Annotated in this window: 21 protein-coding genes; 12 read left to right on the top strand and 9 right to left on the bottom strand. The window is 64.0% G+C overall.

Translation table 11 applies throughout. The features are described from left to right. Position 1: 1 nt before the first annotated feature. Positions 2–490 (top strand): GNAT family N-acetyltransferase, encoded by a 489-nt coding sequence (locus LB535_RS27910; RefSeq protein WP_224634461.1) that lies wholly within the window; start codon positions 2–4, stop codon positions 488–490. A 130-nt stretch (positions 491–620) separates the two neighbouring features. Beyond that, positions 621–1,319, top strand: coding sequence for an AIM24 family protein (locus tag LB535_RS27905; RefSeq protein WP_140541352.1), 699 nt, complete (start codon positions 621–623; stop codon positions 1,317–1,319). Positions 1,320–1,348: 29 nt separating this feature from the next. Here LB535_RS27905 and panC read toward each other — a convergent pair whose 3' ends face one another. Both panC and panB read right to left on the bottom strand, forming a co-directional pair. Beyond that, a complete protein-coding gene (gene panC, locus LB535_RS27900) occupies positions 1,349–2,200 on the bottom strand; it encodes a pantoate--beta-alanine ligase (RefSeq protein ID WP_224634460.1) in 852 nt (283 codons plus the stop codon). Then, positions 2,197–3,036, bottom strand: a complete 840-nt coding sequence (gene panB, locus LB535_RS27895) for a 3-methyl-2-oxobutanoate hydroxymethyltransferase (protein ID WP_224634459.1) — start codon at positions 3,034–3,036, stop codon at positions 2,197–2,199. Before panB ends, panC begins: the two co-directional genes overlap by 4 nt. 272 nt (positions 3,037–3,308) lie before the next feature. Here panB and LB535_RS27890 point away from each other — a divergent pair, with 272 nt between their 5' ends. From LB535_RS27890 to LB535_RS27880, 3 genes are all read left to right on the top strand, one after another. Beyond that, a complete protein-coding gene (locus LB535_RS27890) occupies positions 3,309–3,707 on the top strand; it encodes an NADH:ubiquinone oxidoreductase subunit NDUFA12 (protein WP_140541355.1) in 399 nt (132 codons plus the stop codon). Between the two features lie 127 nt (positions 3,708–3,834). Further along, positions 3,835–4,407 carry a DUF2155 domain-containing protein gene (locus tag LB535_RS27885; protein WP_224608868.1) on the top strand — a complete coding sequence of 191 codons (573 nt, stop codon included), beginning with the start codon at positions 3,835–3,837 and terminating at the stop codon, positions 4,405–4,407. A gap of 61 nt (positions 4,408–4,468) precedes the next feature. Next, positions 4,469–4,858 carry a hypothetical protein gene (locus LB535_RS27880; protein ID WP_095767611.1) on the top strand — a complete coding sequence of 130 codons (390 nt, stop codon included), beginning with the start codon at positions 4,469–4,471 and terminating at the stop codon, positions 4,856–4,858. Here the strand turns inward: LB535_RS27880 and aat are convergent. The 6 genes from aat to LB535_RS27850 all read right to left on the bottom strand — a co-directional run bounded on the left by aat (position 4,849) and on the right by LB535_RS27850 (position 10,199). After that, on the bottom strand, positions 4,849–5,466 hold the full coding sequence (gene aat / locus LB535_RS27875; protein WP_095767610.1) for a leucyl/phenylalanyl-tRNA--protein transferase: 618 nt from the start codon (positions 5,464–5,466) through the stop codon (positions 4,849–4,851). The genes LB535_RS27880 and aat overlap by 10 nt on opposite strands. 12 nt (positions 5,467–5,478) lie before the next feature. Next, positions 5,479–6,822 (bottom strand): acetyl-CoA carboxylase biotin carboxylase subunit, encoded by a 1,344-nt coding sequence (gene accC, locus LB535_RS27870; RefSeq protein ID WP_224532345.1) that lies wholly within the window; start codon positions 6,820–6,822, stop codon positions 5,479–5,481. 19 nt (positions 6,823–6,841) lie between these two features. Then, positions 6,842–7,306, bottom strand: a complete 465-nt coding sequence (gene accB, locus LB535_RS27865; RefSeq protein WP_095767608.1) for an acetyl-CoA carboxylase biotin carboxyl carrier protein — start codon at positions 7,304–7,306, stop codon at positions 6,842–6,844. A gap of 26 nt (positions 7,307–7,332) precedes the next feature. Then, positions 7,333–7,767, bottom strand: a complete 435-nt coding sequence (aroQ, locus tag LB535_RS27860) for a type II 3-dehydroquinate dehydratase (RefSeq protein ID WP_095767887.1) — start codon at positions 7,765–7,767, stop codon at positions 7,333–7,335. Positions 7,768–7,900: 133 nt separating this feature from the next. Continuing rightward, entirely contained in the window at positions 7,901–8,728 is an 828-nt protein-coding gene (locus LB535_RS27855) for a DsbA family protein (protein ID WP_224634458.1), read from the bottom strand. Between the two features lie 58 nt (positions 8,729–8,786). Further along, on the bottom strand, positions 8,787–10,199 hold the full coding sequence (locus LB535_RS27850; protein ID WP_224634457.1) for a M48 family metalloprotease: 1,413 nt from the start codon (positions 10,197–10,199) through the stop codon (positions 8,787–8,789). 183 nt (positions 10,200–10,382) lie between these two features. On the opposite strand from LB535_RS27850, the gene LB535_RS27845 reads away from it, so the two are divergent. Both LB535_RS27845 and LB535_RS27840 read left to right on the top strand, forming a co-directional pair. After that, on the top strand, positions 10,383–11,531 hold the full coding sequence (locus LB535_RS27845) for a pyridoxal phosphate-dependent aminotransferase (protein WP_224634456.1): 1,149 nt from the start codon (positions 10,383–10,385) through the stop codon (positions 11,529–11,531). Continuing rightward, on the top strand, positions 11,532–12,461 hold the full coding sequence (locus tag LB535_RS27840) for a glutaminase (protein ID WP_224634455.1): 930 nt from the start codon (positions 11,532–11,534) through the stop codon (positions 12,459–12,461). A gap of 126 nt (positions 12,462–12,587) precedes the next feature. Here the strand turns inward: LB535_RS27840 and LB535_RS27835 are convergent, their stop codons facing one another. Next, positions 12,588–15,536, bottom strand: coding sequence for a ribonuclease E/G (locus tag LB535_RS27835; protein ID WP_224634454.1), 2,949 nt, complete (start codon positions 15,534–15,536; stop codon positions 12,588–12,590). A gap of 92 nt (positions 15,537–15,628) precedes the next feature. Between LB535_RS27835 and LB535_RS27830 the strand changes: the two genes are divergently transcribed. From LB535_RS27830 to LB535_RS27810, 5 genes are all read left to right on the top strand, one after another. Next, a complete protein-coding gene (locus LB535_RS27830; RefSeq protein WP_176477023.1) occupies positions 15,629–15,766 on the top strand; it encodes a hypothetical protein in 138 nt (45 codons plus the stop codon). Between the two features lie 415 nt (positions 15,767–16,181). Then, positions 16,182–17,438, top strand: a complete 1,257-nt coding sequence (locus LB535_RS27825; protein WP_411969622.1) for an N-acetylmuramoyl-L-alanine amidase — start codon at positions 16,182–16,184, stop codon at positions 17,436–17,438. 231 nt (positions 17,439–17,669) lie between these two features. Continuing rightward, entirely contained in the window at positions 17,670–20,126 is a 2,457-nt protein-coding gene (locus LB535_RS27820; RefSeq protein ID WP_140842825.1) for a penicillin-binding protein 1A, read from the top strand. Positions 20,127–20,255: 129 nt separating this feature from the next. Continuing rightward, positions 20,256–21,387 (top strand): peptide chain release factor 2 gene (gene prfB / locus LB535_RS27815; RefSeq protein WP_224549033.1). Its coding sequence is split into 2 segments (ribosomal slippage): positions 20,256–20,321 and positions 20,323–21,387, totalling 1,131 coding nucleotides; the frame shifts between segments, so codons are not numbered across the junction. 31 nt (positions 21,388–21,418) lie between these two features. Beyond that, positions 21,419–21,823, top strand: a complete 405-nt coding sequence (locus LB535_RS27810; protein WP_224532352.1) for a GFA family protein — start codon at positions 21,419–21,421, stop codon at positions 21,821–21,823. The last annotated feature ends 275 nt before the right edge of the window (positions 21,824–22,098 follow it).

Genomic DNA, 22,098 nt, shown 5'->3' with positions numbered 1-22,098 from the left:
GATGTTCGTGCGGACGGCGAGCGAACGCGATCTCGCAGCCGTCCGTGCGTTGCTGGTCGAGACTTGGCATGCCACTTACGACGCCGTCTATGGCAGCAAGCGGGTAACTGAAATCACCGAGGACTGGCATTCGATCGCCTCGCTCAAGGCGCGGCTGGCGCGGCCGAATTCCGAGTTCCTGGTGGCTGACGACGGCAAGCGGCTCGGCGGCATGGCGTTCGCTGCCGCCACCACCGACCCGAAGATCGTCCTTTTGAACCAGCTTTACGTCCATCCGGCCTGCCAACGGCAGGGGATTGGCCAGTCGCTGCTCGATGAAGTTGAAGCCAGCTTTCCGGAGATGCATACGCTGCGCCTCGAGGTCGAAGAAGCAAATGCCGCGGCGATCGCCTTCTACGAGGCGAACGGGTTTCGCGCGACAGGCAGAACCGCCGATTGCGGCGGCTATTCGGGACTGCCCGCCCTCATCATGGAGAAGCGGCTCCGCTAGGTCGGCGGCGAGCCCCCATTCATCGCGCGGTTTTGATTTGATCGCGCCGACCCGCGTGGTCAAGGCTGCGCATCGCCGGTGTCCCGCTCTCCCACTAGCCAGAGGCGCCGCCGGCAAATGGGGGATTGCCATGCCGAGCTTGCCTGAACTGATGCCGACCGAGGTGTCGGACGAGACTTTTGGCGGCGTGACCTATCACGTCGCCGGCGAACTTGTGCCGGTGCTGTCGGTCGATGTGACCAACATGCCGGTTTATTTCGAGCACCATATCCTGCTCTGGAAGAACACCGCCATCACCATCGGCCTGAAATCGCTGAAGGGCGCGCTGAAGCGCATGATCGCCGGCATGCAGATATTCGTCACCGAGGCGTCGGGGCCGGGCATCATCGCCTTCAGCCGCGACGGACCGGGCCATATCGTGCCGATCCATCTTCGGCGCGGCGAGGAGATCCAGGTGCGCGAGCACCAGTTCCTCGCCGCGACCGCCAGCGTCGACTACACGTTCGAGCGCGTGCGCGGGCTGGGAACGATGCTGTTTGGCCAGAGCGGCTTCTTCATCGACCGCTTCCGCGGCGAGACAGGCGACGGCATCGTCTGGCTGCACGGTTACGGCAATGTCTTCGAGAAAGTGCTGGCGCCCGGCGAGACCATCGACATCGAGCCGGGCGGCTGGCTGTTCAAGGACGCCTCGGTGAAGATGGATACGAGGATCGACCGGCTTTCCAGCGGCTTCTTCGGCGCCGCCATGAATTTCGTCGTCAATCGCTTCACCGGGCCAGGCCGCGTCGGCATCCAATCGATGTATCTGCATATGCCGTCGGAAGAGTAGGCGGCGAGCCTGATCGAACGAAAGTCCGATCAGGCGGAGGGAATTTCCACATTGTCGATCAGGCGTGTCGTGCCGAGCCAGGCGGCCGCCAGCAGGCGGCCGTCGCGGTCTTTCCGCCAGGAGCTGAGCGTCGCGGCTTCGCGCGCGGCGACATAGTCAACCTTCTGGAAGCCCGCGGAGACGAGGGCCTTCGCTGCTGCATCGGTGGCGCCGGTTTCATCCGCGCCGCCCGCAAGCGCCGCCGCGGTGCGGCGCAGGATCACGTTGAGCTTGCGTGCGATGTCGAGCTCGGCTTCGCCGAGATAGGCATTGCGCGACGACATGGCGAGGCCATGGACGTCGCGCACCGTCGGCGCGCCGACGATCTCGACCGGCAGGTCGAGGTCGCGGCAGAGCTGCCTGACGACGCAAAGCTGCTGGTAGTCCTTCTCGCCGAACACGGCGCAATCGGGCGCCGCCTGCAGGAAGAGTTTTGCTACCACGGTCGCGACGCCGTCGAAGAAACTCGGCCTGAAGTCGGTTTCCAGGCCGCGAGAGGGGCCGCCTACCGAGATCTTCGTGGCGAAACCGGCGGGGTACATTTCGTTTACGCCCGGCGTGAAGGCGAGATGCGCACCCGCATCCCGAAGCCGGTCGAGATCGTGCGCCAGCTGGCGTGGGTATTTGTCGAGATCCTCCGTCGGCGCGAACTGGGCCGGGTTGACAAAGATCGAGACGACGCAGCGATCGGCCCGTTCGAGCGCGATCCTGACCAGTGAGATATGGCCGTCATGCAGCGCACCCATGGTCGGCACCATGGCGACCTTCAGGCCGGCCTGTCGCCAGTTCCTGACCTGCGTCCGAAGCGCGGCGACGCTGTCGACGACGATTGGCGCGTTCATGTGTCGTCCTTGCCGGATGCTGTCGTGAAGACGTGGTCGGGGCCAGGAAAGGCACGGCTGCGCACCTCGGCGGCATAGCGGGCCGCCGCATCCGCGATCATGCTGCGCAAGTCGGCGTATTCCTTGACGAATTTCGGCACGCGGTCGACGGTCATGCCGACCATGTCGTCGATCACCAGGATCTGGCCGTCGCAGTCGGCACTGGCGCCGATGCCGATGGTCGGTATGGAAATGTGACGGGTAAGCTTCGCAGCCACGGCCTCCATCGTGCCCTCGATGACCACCGAGAAGGCACCGGCTTTTTCCACCGCCTCTGCATCGCGCAAGAGCGCCGCGATGTTGTCGTCTGTCCGGCCCTTGATCTTATAGCCGCCGTCCTTCTCCACCGATTGCGGCTGCAGGCCGATATGACCCATGACCGGTATTCCTTCGGCGACGATCGCCGCGATCTGGGCTGCCATGTCGACGCCGCCCTCAAGCTTCACGGCCTGGCAGCCTGTTTCCCCGACGATGCGCCGCGCCAAAGCGACGGCCTGGGCGGCCGACGTCTCGTAGCTGCCCGCAGGCATGTCGACCACCACGCAGGCCTTGGCCGAGCCGCGCATCACAGCCTGGCCGTGCGCGATCATCATCTCCAACGAGGCGCCGAGCGTGGTGGCGTGGCCGTGCAGAACCATGGCGACGCTGTCGCCGACCAGCAGCAGGTCGACATGCGGATCGAGCAGGCGGGCGACCGGATAGGTGTAGGCGGTAAGGCAAACGATCGGCACGCCGCCCTTGCGGCGGCGAATGTCTTCGGCGCTGATCCGGCTGTCGGCGGACGGATCCCGGCTCAATCGTCACCTCCTCAAGGCGTGCCCCGAAACGGGCGGGCCGAGCTTTAGAAAGACAGGCGGCGCTTGGCAAGCCGCGCTGCCGCCAGCAGGGCAACTGCATCGATTTAATGCATGTCGCCCAGAATCGTGGAGCGGTTCTGGGGCGACGACATGCATCAAGATATGAACGCATGGAGCATTTCCATTCGGGGTGTGGCAAAACCCTTGCCTTCGCGGTGACGTGACGCCATAAGCAGGGGAAAGGCGCAGCCGCTGCCGCCGCGAGGATTTGGATGAAGACTTTCCTGCTGCAGTTTTTCACCTGGTGGAACAGCCAGACGCTCGGCACCCGCTTCCACACCTGGCGCTTCGGCAAGCGGGTTGGCGAGGACGAAGCCGGCAACGTCTATTACGAGGGCGGCATCGATTCGGAAGGCCGCACGCGCCGGTGGGTCATCTATCGCGACTACTCGGAAGCCTCGAAGATCCCGCCGGGCTGGCATGGCTGGATCCATCATCGCGTCGACACCGCTCCCTCGAGCGAGAACTACAAGGCGCGCGAGTGGCAGAAGGAGCATCGGCCGAACCTGACCGGAACGCCCGGCGCCTATCGTCCGCAGGGTTCCATCCTGACCAACCAGCATCGCCCGCAGGTGACCGGCGACTACGACGCCTGGACGCCCGGATCGTAATCCGCGTCTACGACGCCGCTTCGGTCCTTTGTCGCCACAATTGGCGTTTAGCTGCTTGCTGACTGCGCAGCCATGACTAGCCTTGGGCGTTGAGAGAATCACCCGGGCGCAACCACCGGTATTTTGCATGAGCTCTTTCGGCAACATCTCAAAGGCGCTGATCGCGGCGACGTCCGTTCTGCTTGCCTCGACTGCGGTGTTCGCCGCCGCGCAGGCGCCGGCCGCTGCACCTGCGGTCTCCGACCGCATCACCAATCCGGTGGCCGCGTTCGCCGGCATCGACAAGATCACCGGCCGCATAATCACCTTCGATGTCTATATCGACGAGACCGTTCAGTTCGGCGCTTTGCAGGTGACGCCTCGCGTCTGCTATTCGCGGCCGGACACGGAGCAGCCGAAGACCGATTCCTTCGTCGAGGTCGACGAGATCACGCTTGACCGCAAGATCCGCCGCATCTTCACCGGCTGGATGTTTGCCGAAAGCCCCGGCCTCAACGCCGTCGAGCACGCCGTCTATGACGTCTGGCTCAAGGGCTGCAAGCAGAAGTCGGACGTGCCACCGCCGACCGCGGCCAAGGCCGACGCAGGCAAGCCGAAGACCGAAGCCGCCAAGCCGAGGGCCCCGGCGCAGCCGGCGGACGCCGCCTCCGAACCGGCTGACGCGGCGCCGGCACCGGACGACACGACCGACACGAACTGATCTCGGAACCTGCCCGTCTTTGAGCCGTTCCAGATCGGCGACAGGCGAGGAGGATTCTGCGATGACCACCAGATCGATCACGGCCAACAAGCAGGAGCTTCTCGATATCGAGAAGGGCTTTTGGACAGGCGATTCCGCTTACTATGAAGCCAATGCCGATGTGGATTGCCTGGTGGCGTTCCCGCAGATGGCGCAGGCGATGACCAATGCCGATCTCGCAAAGACCGCCGCCAAGCCCAACAGATGGCGCGACCTCGACATCAAGTTGAAGGGCATGGTCGAGCCCGGCAGCGACATCGTCATGCTGACTTACGAGGCGCGCGCGACGCGCGAGAACGGCGAATCCTATGCTGCCCTCGTCAGCACCGGCTATGTCCATCGCGCTGACGGCTGGAAGATGATGTTCCATTCGCAAACGCCGATCGAGGCGGCAGCGCGGGCTCAAGGATAGAAGACGGCCTCGCCCTTCAGGGCCTCTGCGAGCAGCTTCTCATACTGGCCGCGGGGCACGTCGACAGCGCCGAAGCGCTTCAAATGCTCGGTCGTGAACTGCGTGTCGAGCAGCGCGAAGCCGCGCGCCTTCAGCCGCTCGACGAGATGGTAGAGACAGGTCTTCGACGCGTCGGTCTCCCTGGCGAACATGCTTTCGCCGAAGAACACGCGTCCGAGCGAGACGCCATAGAGGCCGCCGACCAGCCGTTCCTCGCGCCATGCTTCGACCGAATGGCAGTGGCCCAGGCGATAGAGCTCGACATAGGCTTCGCGGATCGGCGCGTTGATCCAGGTCGAGCGGCGCTCCTCGCGTTTTTCGGCGCAGCCGTCGATCGTCGCCTCGAAATCGAAGTCGTAGCGGATCTCGAACGGATGCTTGCGGATCGTCTTTTTCAGGCTGCGCGGTGTGTGGAATCCGTCCAGCGGAATGATGCCGCGCGTTTCCGGCCGCACCCAGAACACTTCCGGGTCGTTGGCGCTCTCGGCCATCGGGAAGACGCCGGAAGCGTAAGCTCGAAGCAGCAGGTCGGTCGGAATGCGATAGCCTGGTGCGTAGGGGCGGGTCATCGCATCCCCGTGCTATTCACCCTTGGCCAGGTATTTTTCCAGCCAGTGGATGTCGTAGTCGCCATTGGCGATGTCGGGATTGCCGACCAGGTCGCGGAACAGCGGCAGCGTCGTCTTGATGCCGTCGACGACGAATTCGTCGAGCGCGCGGCGCAGCCGCATCATGCATTCGACGCGGTTGCGGCCATGCACGATCAGCTTGCCGATCAGGCTGTCGTAATAGGGCGGGATTTTGTAGCCCGAATAGACGCCGGAATCGACACGGATACCGAGGCCGCCGGGCGTATGGAAATGCGTGATCGTGCCGGGCGAGGGCGTGAAGGTGCGCGGATCCTCGGCGTTGATACGGCACTCGATGGCATGGCCGTTGAACTTGATGTCTTCCTGCTTGACCGACAGCCCGCCGCCCGAGGCGACGCGGATCTGCTCATGCACGAGGTCGATGCCGGTGATCGCTTCGGTCACCGGATGCTCGACCTGAAGACGCGTGTTCATCTCGATGAAATAGAACTCGCCATTCTCGTAGAGGAACTCGATCGTGCCGGCGCCCGAATAGCCGAGATCGGCGATAGCCCTGGCGCAGATGCCGCCGATGCGCGAACGCTCCTCGGCATTGAGCGCGGGGGAATTGGCTTCCTCCCAGACCTTCTGGTGGCGCCGCTGCAGCGAGCAGTCGCGCTCGCCGAAATGCACGCCTCGGCCGGCCCCGTCGCCGAACACCTGCACCTCGATATGGCGCGGCTTCTGCAGATATTTCTCGATGTAGACGGCGTCGTCGCCGAAGGCCGCGCCTGCTTCCGACTTGGCCGTCTGCAAGGCGACTTCGAGGTCCGCCTCGGTGTGCGCCACCTTCATGCCGCGGCCGCCGCCGCCGGCGGAGGCCTTGATGATCACCGGATAGCCGATCTCGGCGGCGACGCGCTTGGCTTCCTTCTCTTCGCTGATCGCGCCATCGGATCCAGGCACGACGGGGATGCCGAGACGCTTCGCCGTGCGCTTGGCCTCGATCTTGTCGCCCATGACGCGGATATGGTCGCCTGACGGGCCAATGAAGGTGATGTTGTGGGCCGCTAGGATGTCGGCGAACTTGGCGTTCTCCGACAGGAAGCCGTAGCCCGGATGCACGGCATCTGCGCCGGTGATCTCGCAGGCGGCGACGATCTGGTGGATGTTGAGATAGCTTTCGCGGGACGGCGGCGGGCCGATGCAGACGCTCTCGTCGGCAAGCCGCACATGCATGGCGTCGGAATCCGCGGTCGAGTGGACCACCACCGTCTGGATGCCGAGCTCCTTGCAGGCGCGCAGCACCCGGAGCGCGATTTCGCCGCGATTGGCGATGAGGATTTTCTGGAACATCTCCTAATTGTTCCCGGCGCTACTCAAGAACCACCAGCGGCATGCCGTATTCGACCGGCTGGGCATCCTCGATGAGGATAGCCGTCACCGTGCCGGCGCGCGGCGAGGGGATCTGGTTCATCGTCTTCATCGCTTCGATGATGAGCAGCGTCTGGCCTTCCTTGACCTTCTGGCCGACCTCAATGAACGCCTTGGCGTCGGGCGAGGGTGCCAGATAGGCGGTGCCGACCATCGGCGAGGGCACTGCGTTCTTGGACATATCGGCGGCCGCGGCTGCCGTTGCTGGCTGAGCCGCGGCGGTCGCCGGAGCCGCGGCGGGCGCCGGCAGCGCCGCTGCAACCGCATGGACGGCCTGCGCCTGGCGCGAGACGCGCACCTTGAGGTCGCCGAGCTCGACCTCGATCTCGGTCAGATTGGTGTCGTTCAGAATGCCCGCCAGATCGCGGATCAGCTGCTGGTCAACACCGTTCTTTTTTATCGACATTTTCGAGCCTTCTGTTTGGGGGCCGGTCACAGGCGTGCAGCCAGTGCCTGCAGCGCGAGCGTGTAGCCGAGCGGCCCGAACCCGCAGATCATGCCGACAGCGACCGGCGCGACCATGGAGACGTGGCGGAAGGGCTCCCGCGCGTGGATGTTGGAAAGATGGACTTCCGCGACGGGCAGCGGTGCTGCGGCGCGGATGGCGTCATGGATGGCGATCGATGTGTGGCTGTAGGCGCCGGGGTTGATGACGATGCCTGCCGCCTTCTCGCTGGCTTCCTGGATCCAGTCGACCAGATCGCCCTCATGGTTGGATTGGCGAAAATCGATCTCGAGCCCGAGCGCGGCGCCGGCCGCCTTGCAGTCCTCGGCGATGGCCGCAAGCGTCTTGCCGCCATAAATCCCCGGCTCGCGCTTGCCGAGCGCATTGAGATTGGGACCGTTGAGGACGAAAATCGTTTTCAATATGCCGACCTTGTTCTGCGCCGACCCCAAGCCGGCGCACTGGGCCTCTATAATGGGCATAGCCGCCCGCGAAAAGAGCGCAAGTGCGTTCTTTCGCTGTCCACAGCGGCCGGCTTTTACACCGCGGGCGCGCCTAGAGCGCGCTTTTTGCCTCTTCGATCTTTTCCGCCAGAACCTGCTGGCCGAGCGCTCCGAAGATCACCTCGTTGCCGACGACATAGGACGGCGTGCCGGTGATCGACAGTTTCGTCGCAAGATCATAGGTGCGCGAGAGCGTTTCGGCGATGCGCGGGTCCTTCATCTTCTCGCGCAGCGCTGCCTCGTCGGCGCCGAGCGAAAGCGCCACCTTGATCGCGGTCGCCTCGGTGGCGCGACCCTGGCCGCCGAGCAGCGCGGTGTGGAACTCACGATACTTCTCCGGATGCATCAGGTGGAACGCCATGGACACGACGCTGGCCTTCTGCGAATCCGGGCTGAGGATCGGGAACTCCTTGAGTACGAAGCGCAGGTCCGGATCGGACTTGGTCAGCGCCTGCATGTCCTCGATGGCGCGTTTGCAGAAGCCGCAATTGTAATCGTAGAACTCGACGATCGTGACCTTGCCTTTCGGGTTGCCGACGACGCCGTCGAAGGTCGAGTTGAAGATCTCGTCCTTGGAGTTCTTGATGACGCCGAGTGCGGCGAGCCGCTGCTCTTCCTTCTGCTTGGCCTCGAGCGCGTCCTGCACCTCGAGCAGAACTTCCGGATTCTTCAAGAGATAATCGCGGATGATGCCTTCGACCTCCTTGCGATCGATCTTGGTATCGGCGGAGACCTTGGTATCGGTGGAAGACGTGACCTGGGCGACTTGCACGGTGTCGGCCCTCGCGGGCTGCGGGGTTCCCGCCATGAAGCCGAAAGCCAGCATGCCGAGCGCCACCGCCAGACCGCCGGCGCTGCCAAGCAGGATTGCCTTGTTCATATCGTCGTTCCTTTTGCCCGTTCCGGTCCGCCTTGGTCGCCGCCAGGGCCCGGGAGGTTTATTTGAGTTTGTTCGATGGCGTGTAGTTTATAATATCCTGCGCACGGACCCAGCGGGGTTCGCCGCGCTTCAATTTCTGTTGAGCGCGCATGGCGAAGATCTTAGCGTTTTTGTAGTCGCCCGCATAATAGTGACCCTCGGCGGTGGCAAGATCGGCAGCCGGAATGTCGCCGAGCTCGCCATATGCCTGCGCCAGAAAACGATAGGCTTCGGAATTCTCCCTGTCCCGTGCGACGCCGTTGTTAAGCTGGGTGACAGCCTTTTTCAGCGAATCGGGCGTGCCGACCGCCATCAGCGACTGGCCGACCGAAACCAGCAGCAGGCCGGAGCGCGCGGGATCGAGGCTGGCCGCCTTGGCATAGGCGTCCGCCGCGTCCTTCGGCTTGTTGACCTTCATCAGGATGTCGCCGCGCAGTTCGTGGAAATAGGGGTTCTTCGGTTGTTCCTTGATCAGCGCCGCCGTCTTGGCGAGCGCCGCGCCCGGATTGCCGTAAAGATAGGTCTGCTGCGCGTCGCCGTAACGCGAGGCGAGGCTGGTCGGGTTCTTGCGCATCAGCCGCGCGACGGCTGCCTGACCCTGCATATAAGCCGCGATCTTGATGCGCATCATGTCGTGCCGCTGCTGCAGTGCCGGCGGGTCGACAGCGTTGACGAAGGGGCTTTGCTTGACGAGGACTTCGAGGTTGGCGATGCGCTCCTGCGGCATCGGATGGCTGATCCGGTAGGGATCGACCTGGGTGCCGGCGAGCGAGAGAGCGCTCTGGAAGCGGGCGAAGGTCTTCAGCATGCCCATGCCGGACTGGCCGGTGGCGTTCAGATAGGTGATCGCCGAACGGTCGGCGGTGATCTCTTCGGTGCGCTGATAGGCCAGAATCGAGCGCTGCGCCATCTCGCCGCCGCCGGCGGCTACCCCCATGCCGGCGCCGGCAAGGCCGCGGCTGTTGGTGGTGGCGCCGGCCACCATGGCGCCGGCGCCGAGCAGCGTGGCGATGATGGCCATGGTCTTGGCGCGGTCGAGCTGGTCGCGCAATTTCTCCTGGTGGCCGCCGGCGATGTGGCCGGCCTCGTGCGCGATGACGCCGATGATCTCGTTCGGCGTTTCGGCAGTCACCAGCGCGCCGGTGTTGATGAACAGCCGCCGCCCGGTGACGAAGGCGTTGAAACTCTGGTCGTTGACCAGAACGATGTCGATGCCGTCATTGGCAAGCCCCGCCGCCTTGAAGATCGGCCGGGCATAATCGCGCACCAGCGCCTCGATCTCGGCGTCGCGCACCACCGGCACGCCCTGCGCGAAGGCGCTGACCGAGCTCGATAAAGCAACGGTAGCGGCTAGCAGAATCGTCGCGAAGCCGCGCGCGGTTCGGCTGAGTGAGGTCGCTTTGCCAATTAACGGTCGGGGTCGGCTCAACATAGGTCCACTGATAGACGAGCGGGCGAAAGATGAAAAGTCGGCGCCGGCAACTTCCTGCGCGCTTGTGATCCCCACATCAATCGGGCATTTGTGCGGCGCTGTCCCGTAACTAGGGCAGTTAGGGCAAGTCTGCTCTGGCTTGCGTCCAGAATTCGCCCAAATAGAGCAGTTGGAAGAGGTCAGATGGTCGTTTCGCTTTCGCGCCGCGGGGAAGTCGAGCCGTTCCACGCCATGGACATCCTGGCCGAAGCCAACCGGCTGAAGGCCACCGGCGTGCCCGTGGTGTCGATGGCGGTCGGCCAGCCGTCGGATCCCGCGCCGGTCGGCGTCCGCGAGGCGGCGGCCGCGGCCCTGCGGCATGGCCGCATCGGCTACACCGACGCTTTGGGCTTGGCCGATCTGCGCAAGGCGATCGCGGGGCATTACGGCGAGCACTACGGTATCGACGTCGCGCCATCGCGCATTGCCGTCACGACCGGCTCATCTGCCGCCTTCAGCCTGGCTTTCCTGGCCATGTTCGATCCGGGCGACCGTGTCGCCATCGCCGCGCCCGGCTATCCCGCCTACCGCAACATCATGGCCGCGCTCGGTATCGAGATCGTCGAGATCGAGCTCGGCTCGGATGCCTACCTGCATGCCGAGCACCTCAAGGTCGCGCATCGCGGGAAGCCGCTGAAGGGCGTGCTGTTCGCCAGTCCCGCCAATCCGACCGGCGCGGTGATTCCGGCCGATGAGCTTGCCGCGCTGGTGAAAACCGCCGAGGAGCTCGGCATCGCCGTGATCTCCGACGAGATCTATCACAGGCTGGCCTACGCGGCGCCGGATGTCACCGCCCTGGCGCACGGCCCCGGCGTGACCGCGATCAATTCCTTCTCGAAATACTATTGCATGACCGGCTGGCGGATCGGCTGGATGGTGCTGCCGGAAGAGCTTGTGCGGCCGGTCGAGCGTGTTGCCCAGAGCCTCTATATCTCGCCGCCTGAACTGTCGCAGGTCGCGGCGATCGAGGCATTCAAGGCAACGCAGGAACTGGAAAGGGTGAAGGCGCGCTACGCCTGGAACCGCGACCTTCTGATGAAGCGCCTGCCGGAACTCGGCTTTGCGCTCGCCGCGCCGATGGACGGCGCCTTCTATGCGTTCTGCGATGTCACGCGCCACACCAACGACAGCATGGCCTTTGCGCGCAAGATGCTGGCCGAGGCGCATGTCGCAGCAACGCCCGGCCGCGATTTCGATCCGCTGCAGGGTCATCGCACCATGCGCTTTTCGTATGCCGGCAGCCATGACGACATGGTCGAGGCGCTGGCGCGCATCGAACGCTGGCTGAAATAGATGCCGGAACTCGAGCAGGCACTGGCCGAAGTCGCGGCCGAAATGGCGGAGCGCGCCGATCGCGGCGAGGTGGCGACCTACATCCCGCAGTTGGGCAAGGTCGATCCGAAGAAATTCGGCATTGCCGCCGTGACCAATGACGGCCGCGTCATACTGGCCGGTGATGCCGATCAGCCCTTTTCGATCCAGAGCGTCTCGAAAGTCTTCACGCTCACGCTGGCGCTGGGCAAGGTCGGCGATGCGTTATGGCATCGCGTCGGCCGCGAGCCATCCGGCAACCCGTTCAACTCGATCGTCCAGCTCGAGCATGAGAACGGCATCCCGCGCAATCCGTTCATCAATGCCGGCGCCATCGTCGTCTCCGACGTCATGCTCGCCGGCCATCAGCCGCGCGAGGCGATCGGCGAAATCCTGCGTTTTATCCAGTTCCTCGCCGATGACGACACGATCGTCATCGATCGCGAGGTGGCGGCATCCGAGCGCGCCACCGGCCACCGCAACTTTGCCCTGGCCAACTACATGAAATCCTTCGGCAATCTCCATCATGCTCCCGAGCTAGCGCTGGGTGTCTATTTCCACCATTGCGCGGTTGCCATGAGCTGCCGTCAGCTCGCCATGGCCGGCCGATTTCTAGCCAATGGCGGCAGGAATCCGGCGACCGGGCATTCGGTCGTCTCGGCCGAACGGGCACGCCGCATCGGCGCGCTGATGCTGACCTGCGGCCACTATGACGGTTCCGGCGATTTCGCTTTCCGCGTCGGCATCCCCGGCAAAAGCGGTGTCGGCGGCGGCATTCTCGGCATCGTGCCAGGGGTTGCTTCGCTGGCGGTGTGGTCGCCCGGCCTCAACGAGAACGGCAACTCCAAGCTCGGCTCCATCGCGCTGGAAAAACTCGCCCGGCTGATGAACTGGTCGATCTTCGCGCCGTGAAAGCAGCAAGCGTTGGCGGTTTTCCATCCCGAACTGCGTTGAGAAAGCCTGTCGGCGAAATGAAAAGTCCCGCGCCGGATGCGGCGCGGGGCTGTCTCAAAAAATCAGCCTAACGATCTGAAAGATCTAGAAAAAACCCTTGCGCTGCCACCAGCCGGCGCGCTTCGGCTTGTCTTCGGCCTTCGCCTCGTCGGAGACGTTCGAAGACACGACGGGAACAACCGGCGCGTCGACTGACTGTGGCTTGCGCCGCGTCGGATGGGCGTTGGTGGCAGGCTCCGCCTCGGTGGCCGCGGGAGCGGCAGCGGCCGGCTCCGGCTCGGGCTGGACAGCCGGGGGCGCGACCTGAGCCTCGGCCACAGCCTCCGATACCGTCTCGGCCGCGGCTTCCTCAGCCACCTTCTTAGCCCTCGAACGGCGGGGCTTCTTCGGCTTTTCGACCGCCTCGGCATCGTCATTAGCCGCGGCGGGAGCAGCAGGTTCCTCGGCAGGAGCGGCCATTGCCGGCTCGCTTACGGCATCCTGGCCTTCAACCGGCTCACCCTCGATGTCGCCCACGGTTTCGCCGGCAACGGCCTCCGAAGCTTCGTCTTCACGTCGGTTGCGCTTACCGCCGCGCTTCCCGCGCCGGCGCTTCTTTCCGGAACCGTCGTCGGCAGCGGCCGCTACAGCCTCGCCGCCGGCGGTTGCCTCGTCGGCGGCCTCTTGCGTCATATCGTCGTCATCGGTTTCGCCGGCTTCCATCGGCGCCGCCGCGACGTCACCATTGTGCTCGCGGTCGCGATCCCTGCCGCCGCGCCGCCGCCGGCGCTTGCGCCGTTTGCGGTCACGGCCTTCGCCATCCTCGGACCGCTGCTGGTGCTGGCCCTGCTGCGCGTGGCGCGGCTGTTCGGGCTGGACCGAGACTTCCTCCTCCGCTTCCTCGACGACGATCTCGTCCTCGGGCTCTTCCGGCTCGACATAGGCCGGCAGGCTGCGCACCTCGACGAAGCCTTCCGGCTTCTCGGCAATGGCGCCGCGGAAGATCGCGTAGTGCTGGGTGCCGAGCGTCTCGTCAGCCTCGATCGTGATGGTCAGGCCGAAGCGGGCTTCCAGCTCCACCAGGTTGGCGCGCTTGTGGTTGAGCACATAGAGCGCGGTCGCCGGCGGTGTGCGCACGATGATGTGGCTGCGCGAATCCTTGAGCAGGAATTCTTCGATCGCCCGCACGACCATCAGCGCCACGGAGGAATCGGAGCGCACATGGCCTGTGCCGCCGCAATGCGGGCAAGGCTTCATGGTCGATTCCAGCACGCTGGCGCGGATGCGCTGGCGCGACATTTCCATCAGGCCGAAGTGCGAGATGCGGCCTACCTGGATACGGGCGCGGTCGTTCTTGAGGTGATCCTTCAGCCGCTTCTCGACGGAGCGGTTGTTGCGGTTCTCCTCCATGTCGATGAAGTCGATGACGATCAGGCCGGCAAGGTCGCGCAATCGCAACTGCCGCGCGACTTCCTCTGCCGCTTCCAGATTGGTGTGGAGCGCGGTCTCCTCGATCGAATGCTCCTTGGTGGAGCGGCCGGAGTTGACGTCGATCGCAACCAGCGCCTCGGTCTGGTTGATGATGATATAGCCGCCGCTCTTCAGCGTCACCTGCGGCTGCAGCATGCGGTCGAGCTGCGCTTCGATGCCGTTGCGCACGAAGATCGGCGTGGTGTCGCGGAATGGCTGAACCACCTTGGCGTGGCTCGGCATCAGCATGCGCATGAAATCCTTGGCCTCGCGGTAGCCGTCTTCGCCGGAGACAAGGATCTCGTCGATGTCCTTGTTGTAGAGATCGCGCACCGAACGCTTGATCAGGCTGCCTTCCTCATAGACCAGGGCCGGGGCCGAGGACTGCAGCGTCAGGTTGCGGACGTTTTCCCAAAGCCGCATCAGATATTCGTAGTCGCGCTTGATCTCGGCCTTGGTGCGGCTCTCGCCGGCGGTGCGCAGGATGACACCCATGCCCTGCGGCACGTCGAGATCGGCCACGACCTCCTTCAGCCGCTTGCGGTCCTGGGCGTTGGTGATCTTGCGCGAGATGCCGCCGCCGCGCGCCGTGTTCGGCATCAGCACCGAATAGCGGCCGGCAAGCGACAGATAGGTGGTGAGCGCCGCGCCCTTGTTGCCGCGTTCTTCCTTGACCACCTGCACCAAAAGGATCTGCCGGCGCTTGATGACTTCCTGGATTTTGTACTGGCGGCGCACCGGCTTGCGGCGGTTGCGGATTTCCTCGAGCGCGTCCTCGGCGCCGACCGATTCGACCTCGTGCTCGTCCGAATGCGAGGCCGAGACGTCCTCCAGCATGCCGCGATCATCGTCGCTGGCGGCGGCTTCGCCGCTCTGCTGATCGGCCTGCGGCATCGCCTCGGAAATCACGTCGGCATCGATGCTCGCGGCAATCGAAATAGGACCGCCTTCGGAAGGCTTGCCATTGTCGTTGTCCGTGGCGTCATCTCCGCCAGCCTCGGCGGCGGGTCCTTCAGCCGCTTCCGATACGGCCTCGACGGTCTCGGAGGCTGTTCCGGCATTTTCTGCCGGGATAGCGGCGGCCCCGCCAGCGGCTTCCTCGCCCTCGGCAACCGCAGCGGCGGTTTCGTCAACGGCTATTGCTTCGGCCGGGCTTTCCTCGTTCTCGGAGGAAGCGTGCTTGTGTTCGCCGCGGTCGCGGTTCTTGCCGCCGCGCCGGCGGTTGCGCCGGCCGCCGCGGTCGCGCGCCTGCTGCTCTTCGCCGTTCTCGGCCTCCTCGTCGTCTTCGTCCTCGGCCTCCTGCGCCTCGGCGCGCAGCAGAGCCTGACGGTCGGCGACCGGGATCTGGTAATAATCGGGATGAATTTCGCTAAAGGCGAGAAAACCGTGACGGTTGCCGCCATATTCGACAAAGGCTGCCTGGAGGGACGGTTCCACGCGGGTTACGCGGGCGAGGTAGATGTTTCCTTTGAGCTGCTTTTTGTCCTGGGATTCAAAGTCGAATTCTTCGATGCGGTTACCGCGAACGACAACAACGCGTGTTTCCTCCGGGTGGGAGGCGTCTATCAGCATCTTGTTGGGCATTATTTTGTTTCCTGCCGGCAGCCGACGGCCGCAGCTGGCGTGGCAATGCCCGCCGCTGTGCGCCTGTATCTGTGTGCATGCCGGATAATTGAATGTCCGCCGGCCGCCGCTTGAGCGCAATGGCGGTGCCGCCCGCAGCCATTACGGCGCGGTTTGATGCGGACCTTTCCATGATTGCGCTTGAAGCCATCGGCACCCGGCAGAACCTTTTGAACCAAAGCCCGGGCTAAGCCGGACCAGCTTGTTTGCTCATAAAGAGCCGGCGCGGGGCAAACCCGGCCGTTTTCCTCACGCAAGCGATTCCCCCGCCACGAGGGCACGCCTGCGAAAATCGTCGCGACCACCTGAGCCTGGAAGGTAAAGGAGCCGCCTTTGCATCCAGCCTTTGGCAGGAAACTGCTGAGGCGAGCGGTTCCAGGATTGCAGTGATCCAATGTCGCTTTTATGATTTGGCGGGATGGAAGGCAACCCCGATTTCGGATGCCGGCAAAAAGCGCTTCCCCTGGGGAAGGCACCTTCGTCCCGCTCTATGAAAGGCTTGGTTAACCTTCTCTGAATACCAATCGTTAATCGAGTTGGCGGCCTGACAGGCATTCTGCGAGAAGACCGGGCGCAATGCGTCAAACCGGGAGCGACGGACAAGAGATGGGATCGGCGGGCGCCGCAGACAAGAGAGGTGGGGTCGCCGGGCATCTCCTGCGCGTGACGTGGACTGGCTTGCTGCTGGCGGTCCTGTCCTGTTTCGTCGCCGCCGCGCACGCCGAAACCCTGCTTGGCGCGACTGGCTACAAGATGGCCGGCGACGCCACCAAAATGCGTATCGTGGTGAATTTCGACCACGAGCCGGACGTCAAATGGTTCCTGCTGCGCGGTCCCAATCGCCTGGTCGTCGATCTGCCGCGCACGCGATTCGCGCTCGACGCCAAGGATGTGAAGCCGCGCGGCCTTGTACGGGCCGTTCGGTATGGCGATCAGGGACATGGCTCGCGCCTGATCCTCACCGGCAAGGGCCCTTTCGTCGTCGACAAGCTCGACGTGCTCAAGAATGACGACAGCAGCGGCTACCGCATCGCCATCGATATGTCGGCTGCCTCCGAGCGGGAGTTCGACGAAGCTCTCGCCAACCAGTCGCTGACCACTGGTTCGACGGTTTCGACCGGAAAAGGCGAACGGGTCGGCACCGGACCGGTCTCGGCGCCCGGCCATCGCTTCACGGTGGTTATCGATCCCGGTCATGGCGGCGTCGATGGCGGCGCCGAAAGCTCCGCCGGCACGGTCGAGAAGGACGTCACGCTCGCTTTTGCCAAGGAACTGCGCGACAAGCTGGCCGCGGTCGGCAAATACGATGTCTACATGACGCGGGACAACGACGTGTACCTGGCGCTCGACGAACGCGTGCGCATCGCGCGCCAGCACGAGGCCGATCTTTTGATCTCCGTCCATGCCGATACGATCGCCGTCAAAGGTCTTCGCGGCGCCACGGTCTACACGCTTTCCGACAAGGCTTCCGACCCGGAAGCCCAGGCGCTCGCCGATCGCGAGAACCTGTCCGACCAGTTCGCCGGAATGAAGATCGAGGACGACAACAAGGAAGTCACTGACATTCTGATCGACCTGATCCGCCGTGAGACCCATGGTTTTTCGATGAGCTTCGCTCACACGCTGGTCGGTCAGCTGTCGACAAGCGTCGGCATGATCAACAATCCGCAGCGCTCGGCCGGCTTCAGGGTGCTCAAGGCCCCGGACGTGCCGTCCGTCCTGGTCGAGCTCGGCTACCTCTCCAATAACAAGGACGAGGCGCAACTGCTGAACGCCGACTGGCGAGGCAAGGCGGCGCAAAGCATAACCAACGCGGTTGCCCTGTTTGCCGCCGCCAAGGCCGGAACCGCGACGGGCGGCTGACCCGCCGGAACCTACCCCCAACCGCCGGGTGCCTGCAACCGCAAGCAGCGTTGCATGACGACAACACCCGGCGTTATTATTCGGCAACCGAGTCCTCAAATTTCGCGCTGCCGTATTTTGTCCACATGGCCGCTACATGGGTTTTTCGATTGCGGATTGGGACCGCCCCGGGAAGCTTGCGCGACTGTCGGCTTCGTTTAGGAAATTCCCGAACCTCGGACTGGAGCGGGCATGATTCGTCTCATCGGCTATTTCTTTGGCATCGGCACGACGCTGGCGCTGCTGGTGGCGGCCGGTCTTGCCATCTATATCAGCCATCTGACCAAGGACCTGCCCGACTACGAGGTTCTGGCCAAATACGAACCGCCGGTGACGACGCGCATCCATGCCTCCGACGGCGCGCTGATGGCTGAATATGCGCGCGAGCGGCGTCTCTATCTGCCGATCCAGGCCATCCCGGACCGCGTCAAGGCCGCCTTCATGTCGGCCGAGGACAAGAACTTCTACAACCATCCCGGCATCGACATCACCGGCCTTGGCCGCGCCATCGTCGTCAACCTGCAGAATTTAGGTTCCGGCCGGCGGCAGGTCGGCGCCTCGACGATCACCCAGCAGGTGGCGAAGAACTTCCTGCTCTCTTCCGATCAGACCTATGAGCGCAAGATCAAGGAGATGATCCTGGCCTTCCGCATCGAGCAGGCCTATTCGAAGGACCGCATCCTCGAGCTCTATCTCAACGAAATCTTCTTCGGCTTCGGCGCCTATGGCGTCGCGGGCGCCGCGCTCACCTATTTCGACAAGTCCGTCAACGAGCTGACAGTCGCGGAAGCCGCTTATCTCGCCTCGTTGCCGAAGGGCCCGAACAACTATCACCCCTTCAAGCACGCCGACCGTGCCCTGGAGCGCCGCAACTGGGTCATCGACCAGATGGTCGAGAATGGCTACGTCACCCGCGAGGAGGGCGACAAGGCCAAGGCCGAACCGCTCGGCGTGACGCCGCGCCGCAACGGTTCTTACCTGTTTGCCGGCGAGTACTTCACCGAGGAAGTCCGCCGCCAGATCATCGCGCGCTACGGTGAGAATGCGCTTTACGAGGGCGGCCTGTCGGTGCGGACCACGCTCGATCCGAATGTCCAGCTTATCGCCCGCAAGGCGATGCAGAACGGCCTGCTCAAATACGACATGCTGCGCGGCTATCGCGGTCCGGTGACGCATATCGACGTCACCGGCGACTGGGGCGTGCCGCTCGGCAACGTGAAGGGTCTCGAGGATGTTCCGGAATGGACGCTGGCCGTCGTCCTCGACAGTTCGGCAACCGGGCTGACCATCGGCATCCAGCCGACGCGGCAGATTTCCGGCGATCTGGTCAAGGAGCGCGTCCAGGGCACCGTCAGCAAGGAGGACATGGGCTTCGCCATGCGCCACTTCGTCAACGGCAAGTCCGTCAGGGCAAAGTCTCCGGCGGAAGTGCTGGAGCCCGGCGACGTGATCTTCGTGCAGAAGAACGACGGCTCCGACAACACCTACATGCTGCGCCAGGTGCCGGAGGTCGAAGGCGGCCTCGTCGCCATGGATCCGCATACCGGCCGCGTGCTGGCCATGGTCGGCGGCTTCTCCTACGCGCAGTCGGAATTCAACCGCGCCACACAGGCGATGCGCCAGCCCGGTTCCTCGTTCAAGCCGATCGTTTATTCGGCGGCGCTCGACAATGGCTACACGCCGGCTTCGGTGATCATGGACGGCCCGATCACCATCCAGAGCGGCAACACCACCTGGACGCCGAAGAACTATGACGGCACGGTCGCGGGCCCGGCCACCTTGCGCTCGGGCATCGAAAAGTCGCGCAATCTGATGACCGTGCGGCTGGCCAACGACATGGGCATGAAGCTGGTCGTGGAATATGCCGAGCGCTTCGGCGTCTACGATCATCTGGCGCCCTATCTGCCGATGGCGCTGGGCTCCGGCGAGACGACCGTCATGCGCATGGTGTCGGCCTATTCGATCATGGCCAATGGCGGCAAATCGATCAAACCCTCGCTGATCGACCGCATTCAGGACCGTTACGGCAAGACGGTGTTCAAGCAGGACGAGCGCGGCTGCGAAGGCTGCAATGCCACTGAGTGGAAGAACCAGACCGAGCCGGAGCTGGTCGACAATTCCGAGCAGGTGCTCGACCCGATGACGGCATACCAGATCACCTCGATGATGGAGGGCGTCGTGCAGCGCGGCACCGGCGCCACCATCGGCGAGCTCGGCCGCCACATCGCCGGCAAGACCGGCACGACCAATGACGAGAAGGACGCCTGGTTCATCGGCTTCACCCCGAACCTCGTTGTCGGTCTCTATATGGGCTATGACACGCCGCGCGGCCTTGGCCACGGCGCCACCGGCGGCGGCTTGGCGGCCCCGATCTTCAAGGACTTCATGCGCGTTGCGCTCGACGGCAAGCCGAACACCGACTTCCAGGTTCCCGACGGCATGAAGCTGATCGCAATCAACCGCAAGACCGGCATGCGTGCCGCCGAAGGCGATCCGAACACCATCATCGAGGCTTTCAAGCCTGGCACCGGTCCGGCTGACAGCTACTGGGTGATCGGCATGGGCGCGGATGGCTCGAACGGTTCGGGCGGAGCGCTGTCGCCGCAGGCCAACCAGGCCATCCAGGACGGCGGCGGCGGCCTCTACTGACGTTGCCGGATTTGGCGATGGGCCGGCGGGGGTGGTGCCGGCCCATTTCGCTTTACAGGCAGCGATGCCGTGCCTATGTATCGCGCCTATTCCGAAAAGACCGAAAAGAACAGGACCGAACCCAGAGCCATGCGCGCGGAAACGCTCAACATCGTCGACGAGATCAGGCAGGCGATAACCCTGCTGAGGAGGCATCTTTGACTGGGATCAGGCTGTAAAGCGGCTTGAATACCTGAATTCGCGCGCCGAGGAGTCCAGCCTCTGGAATGATCCCATCGAAGCGCAGAAGCTGATGCGGGAGCGCCAGGAGCTCGAGGACGGCATCGCTGCCGTCAAGGGGATGACGCAGGCGTTGGAAGACAATATCGGGCTGATTGAGCTCGGCGAGGAAGAGGGCGACGACGGCATCATCGCGGAAGCGGAGGCGGCGCTTCGTTCGATGCAGGGCGAGGCGAAGGCGCGCCAGGTCGAAACGCTGCTGTCGGGCGAGGCCGACGCCAACGACACCTATCTCGAAATCCATGCCGGCGCCGGCGGCACCGAGAGCCAGGACTGGGCCTCGATGCTCCTGCGCATGTACACGCGCTGGGCCGAGCGCCGCCGCTTTAAGGTCGAGGTGCTGGAAGTCCATGACGGCGAAGAAGCGGGCATCAAGTCCGCCACCGTGATGATCAAGGGCCACAACGCCTATGGCTGGCTTAAGACGGAGTCCGGCGTCCATCGCCTGGTGCGCATTTCGCCTTACGACAGCAACGCGCGGCGCCACACCTCCTTCGCCAGCGTCTGGGTCTATCCGGTTATCGACGACTCGATCGAGATCAATGTTTCCGAATCCGACGTGCGCATCGACACCTATCGTTCCTCGGGTTCGGGCGGCCAGCACGTCAACACCACCGACTCGGCGGTGCGCATCACCCATCTGGCGACCGGCATAGCAGTCGCCTGCCAGGCCGAGCGCTCGCAGCACAAGAACCGCGCCAAGGCTTGGGAAATGCTGCGCTCGCGGCTTTACGAGGAAGAGCTGAAGAAGCGCGAGGCGGTCGCCAATGCCACCGAGGCGTCGAAGAGCGATATCGGCTGGGGCCACCAGATCCGCTCCTACGTGCTGCAGCCCTATCAGCTTGTGAAGGATCTGCGCACCGGCGTCGAAAGCACCTCGCCTTCGAGCGTGCTCGACGGCGACCTTGACGAATTCATGGAAGCCTCGCTCTCGCATCGCATCGAGGGCGGCGCAGGCGAAGCGGTGGCGGACCTCGACTAGTACGTACCCGTTGCAGGAGCGGAGGAAGCCGGTGTCTACGGTACTTGCGGGAAAATGCTTCTGCGGCGCCGTCCACTATGAGGTTGCGGACGAATTCGTTTACGCGGCGAACTGCCATTGCTCGAACTGCCGGCGCACGACGGGCTCCGCGTTCAAGCCGTTCGCCGGCATCGAGCGCGACAAGTTCCGTCTCATCGCGGGCGAGGGCGGGCTGCTGATCTTCGGCGACGAGAGCGGCCACGACGCGCATTGCGGCCGATGCGGCTCGCTCCTCTATTCGTTGGTCCGCGACGGCGCCTACGTGCATGTCGCCATGGGCACGCTGGTCGACGAGCCGACGATACGGCCGAGCGCGCACATTTTTGTCGGGTCCAAGGCGAAGTGGTTCACAATCGCTGACGACCTGCCGCAATATGATGAGCATGTTCCCGACTGAACGTCTGGAACCAGCTTGAGCCGAATCTCGTTGTCGGGCACCAGATCCGCGCGGCTAACCGCTCATTAACCAAGCCGACGCACGATTCTGGATGGCAGAGGTTGGCGTGAAGCGCGGCATTGCCGTTGCAAGCGGATGCTTGCGCCAGCCAGGGAATCAGCCCAGCCTTCGTGCTGGGTAAAAAGCATTTATGGCCGGATGCGGCATATCTGCGACCGACGATCCGGCCACTGGGAAGACACGTTCCGGGAACGGGCAAGCGAAAACGCTTGATG

Origin of the sequence: Mesorhizobium sp. CA10 (assembly GCF_020165285.1) — a bacterium.
Lineage (GTDB): Bacteria > Pseudomonadota > Alphaproteobacteria > Rhizobiales > Rhizobiaceae > Mesorhizobium.
This window is presented reverse-complemented; position numbering and strand designations above follow the sequence as displayed.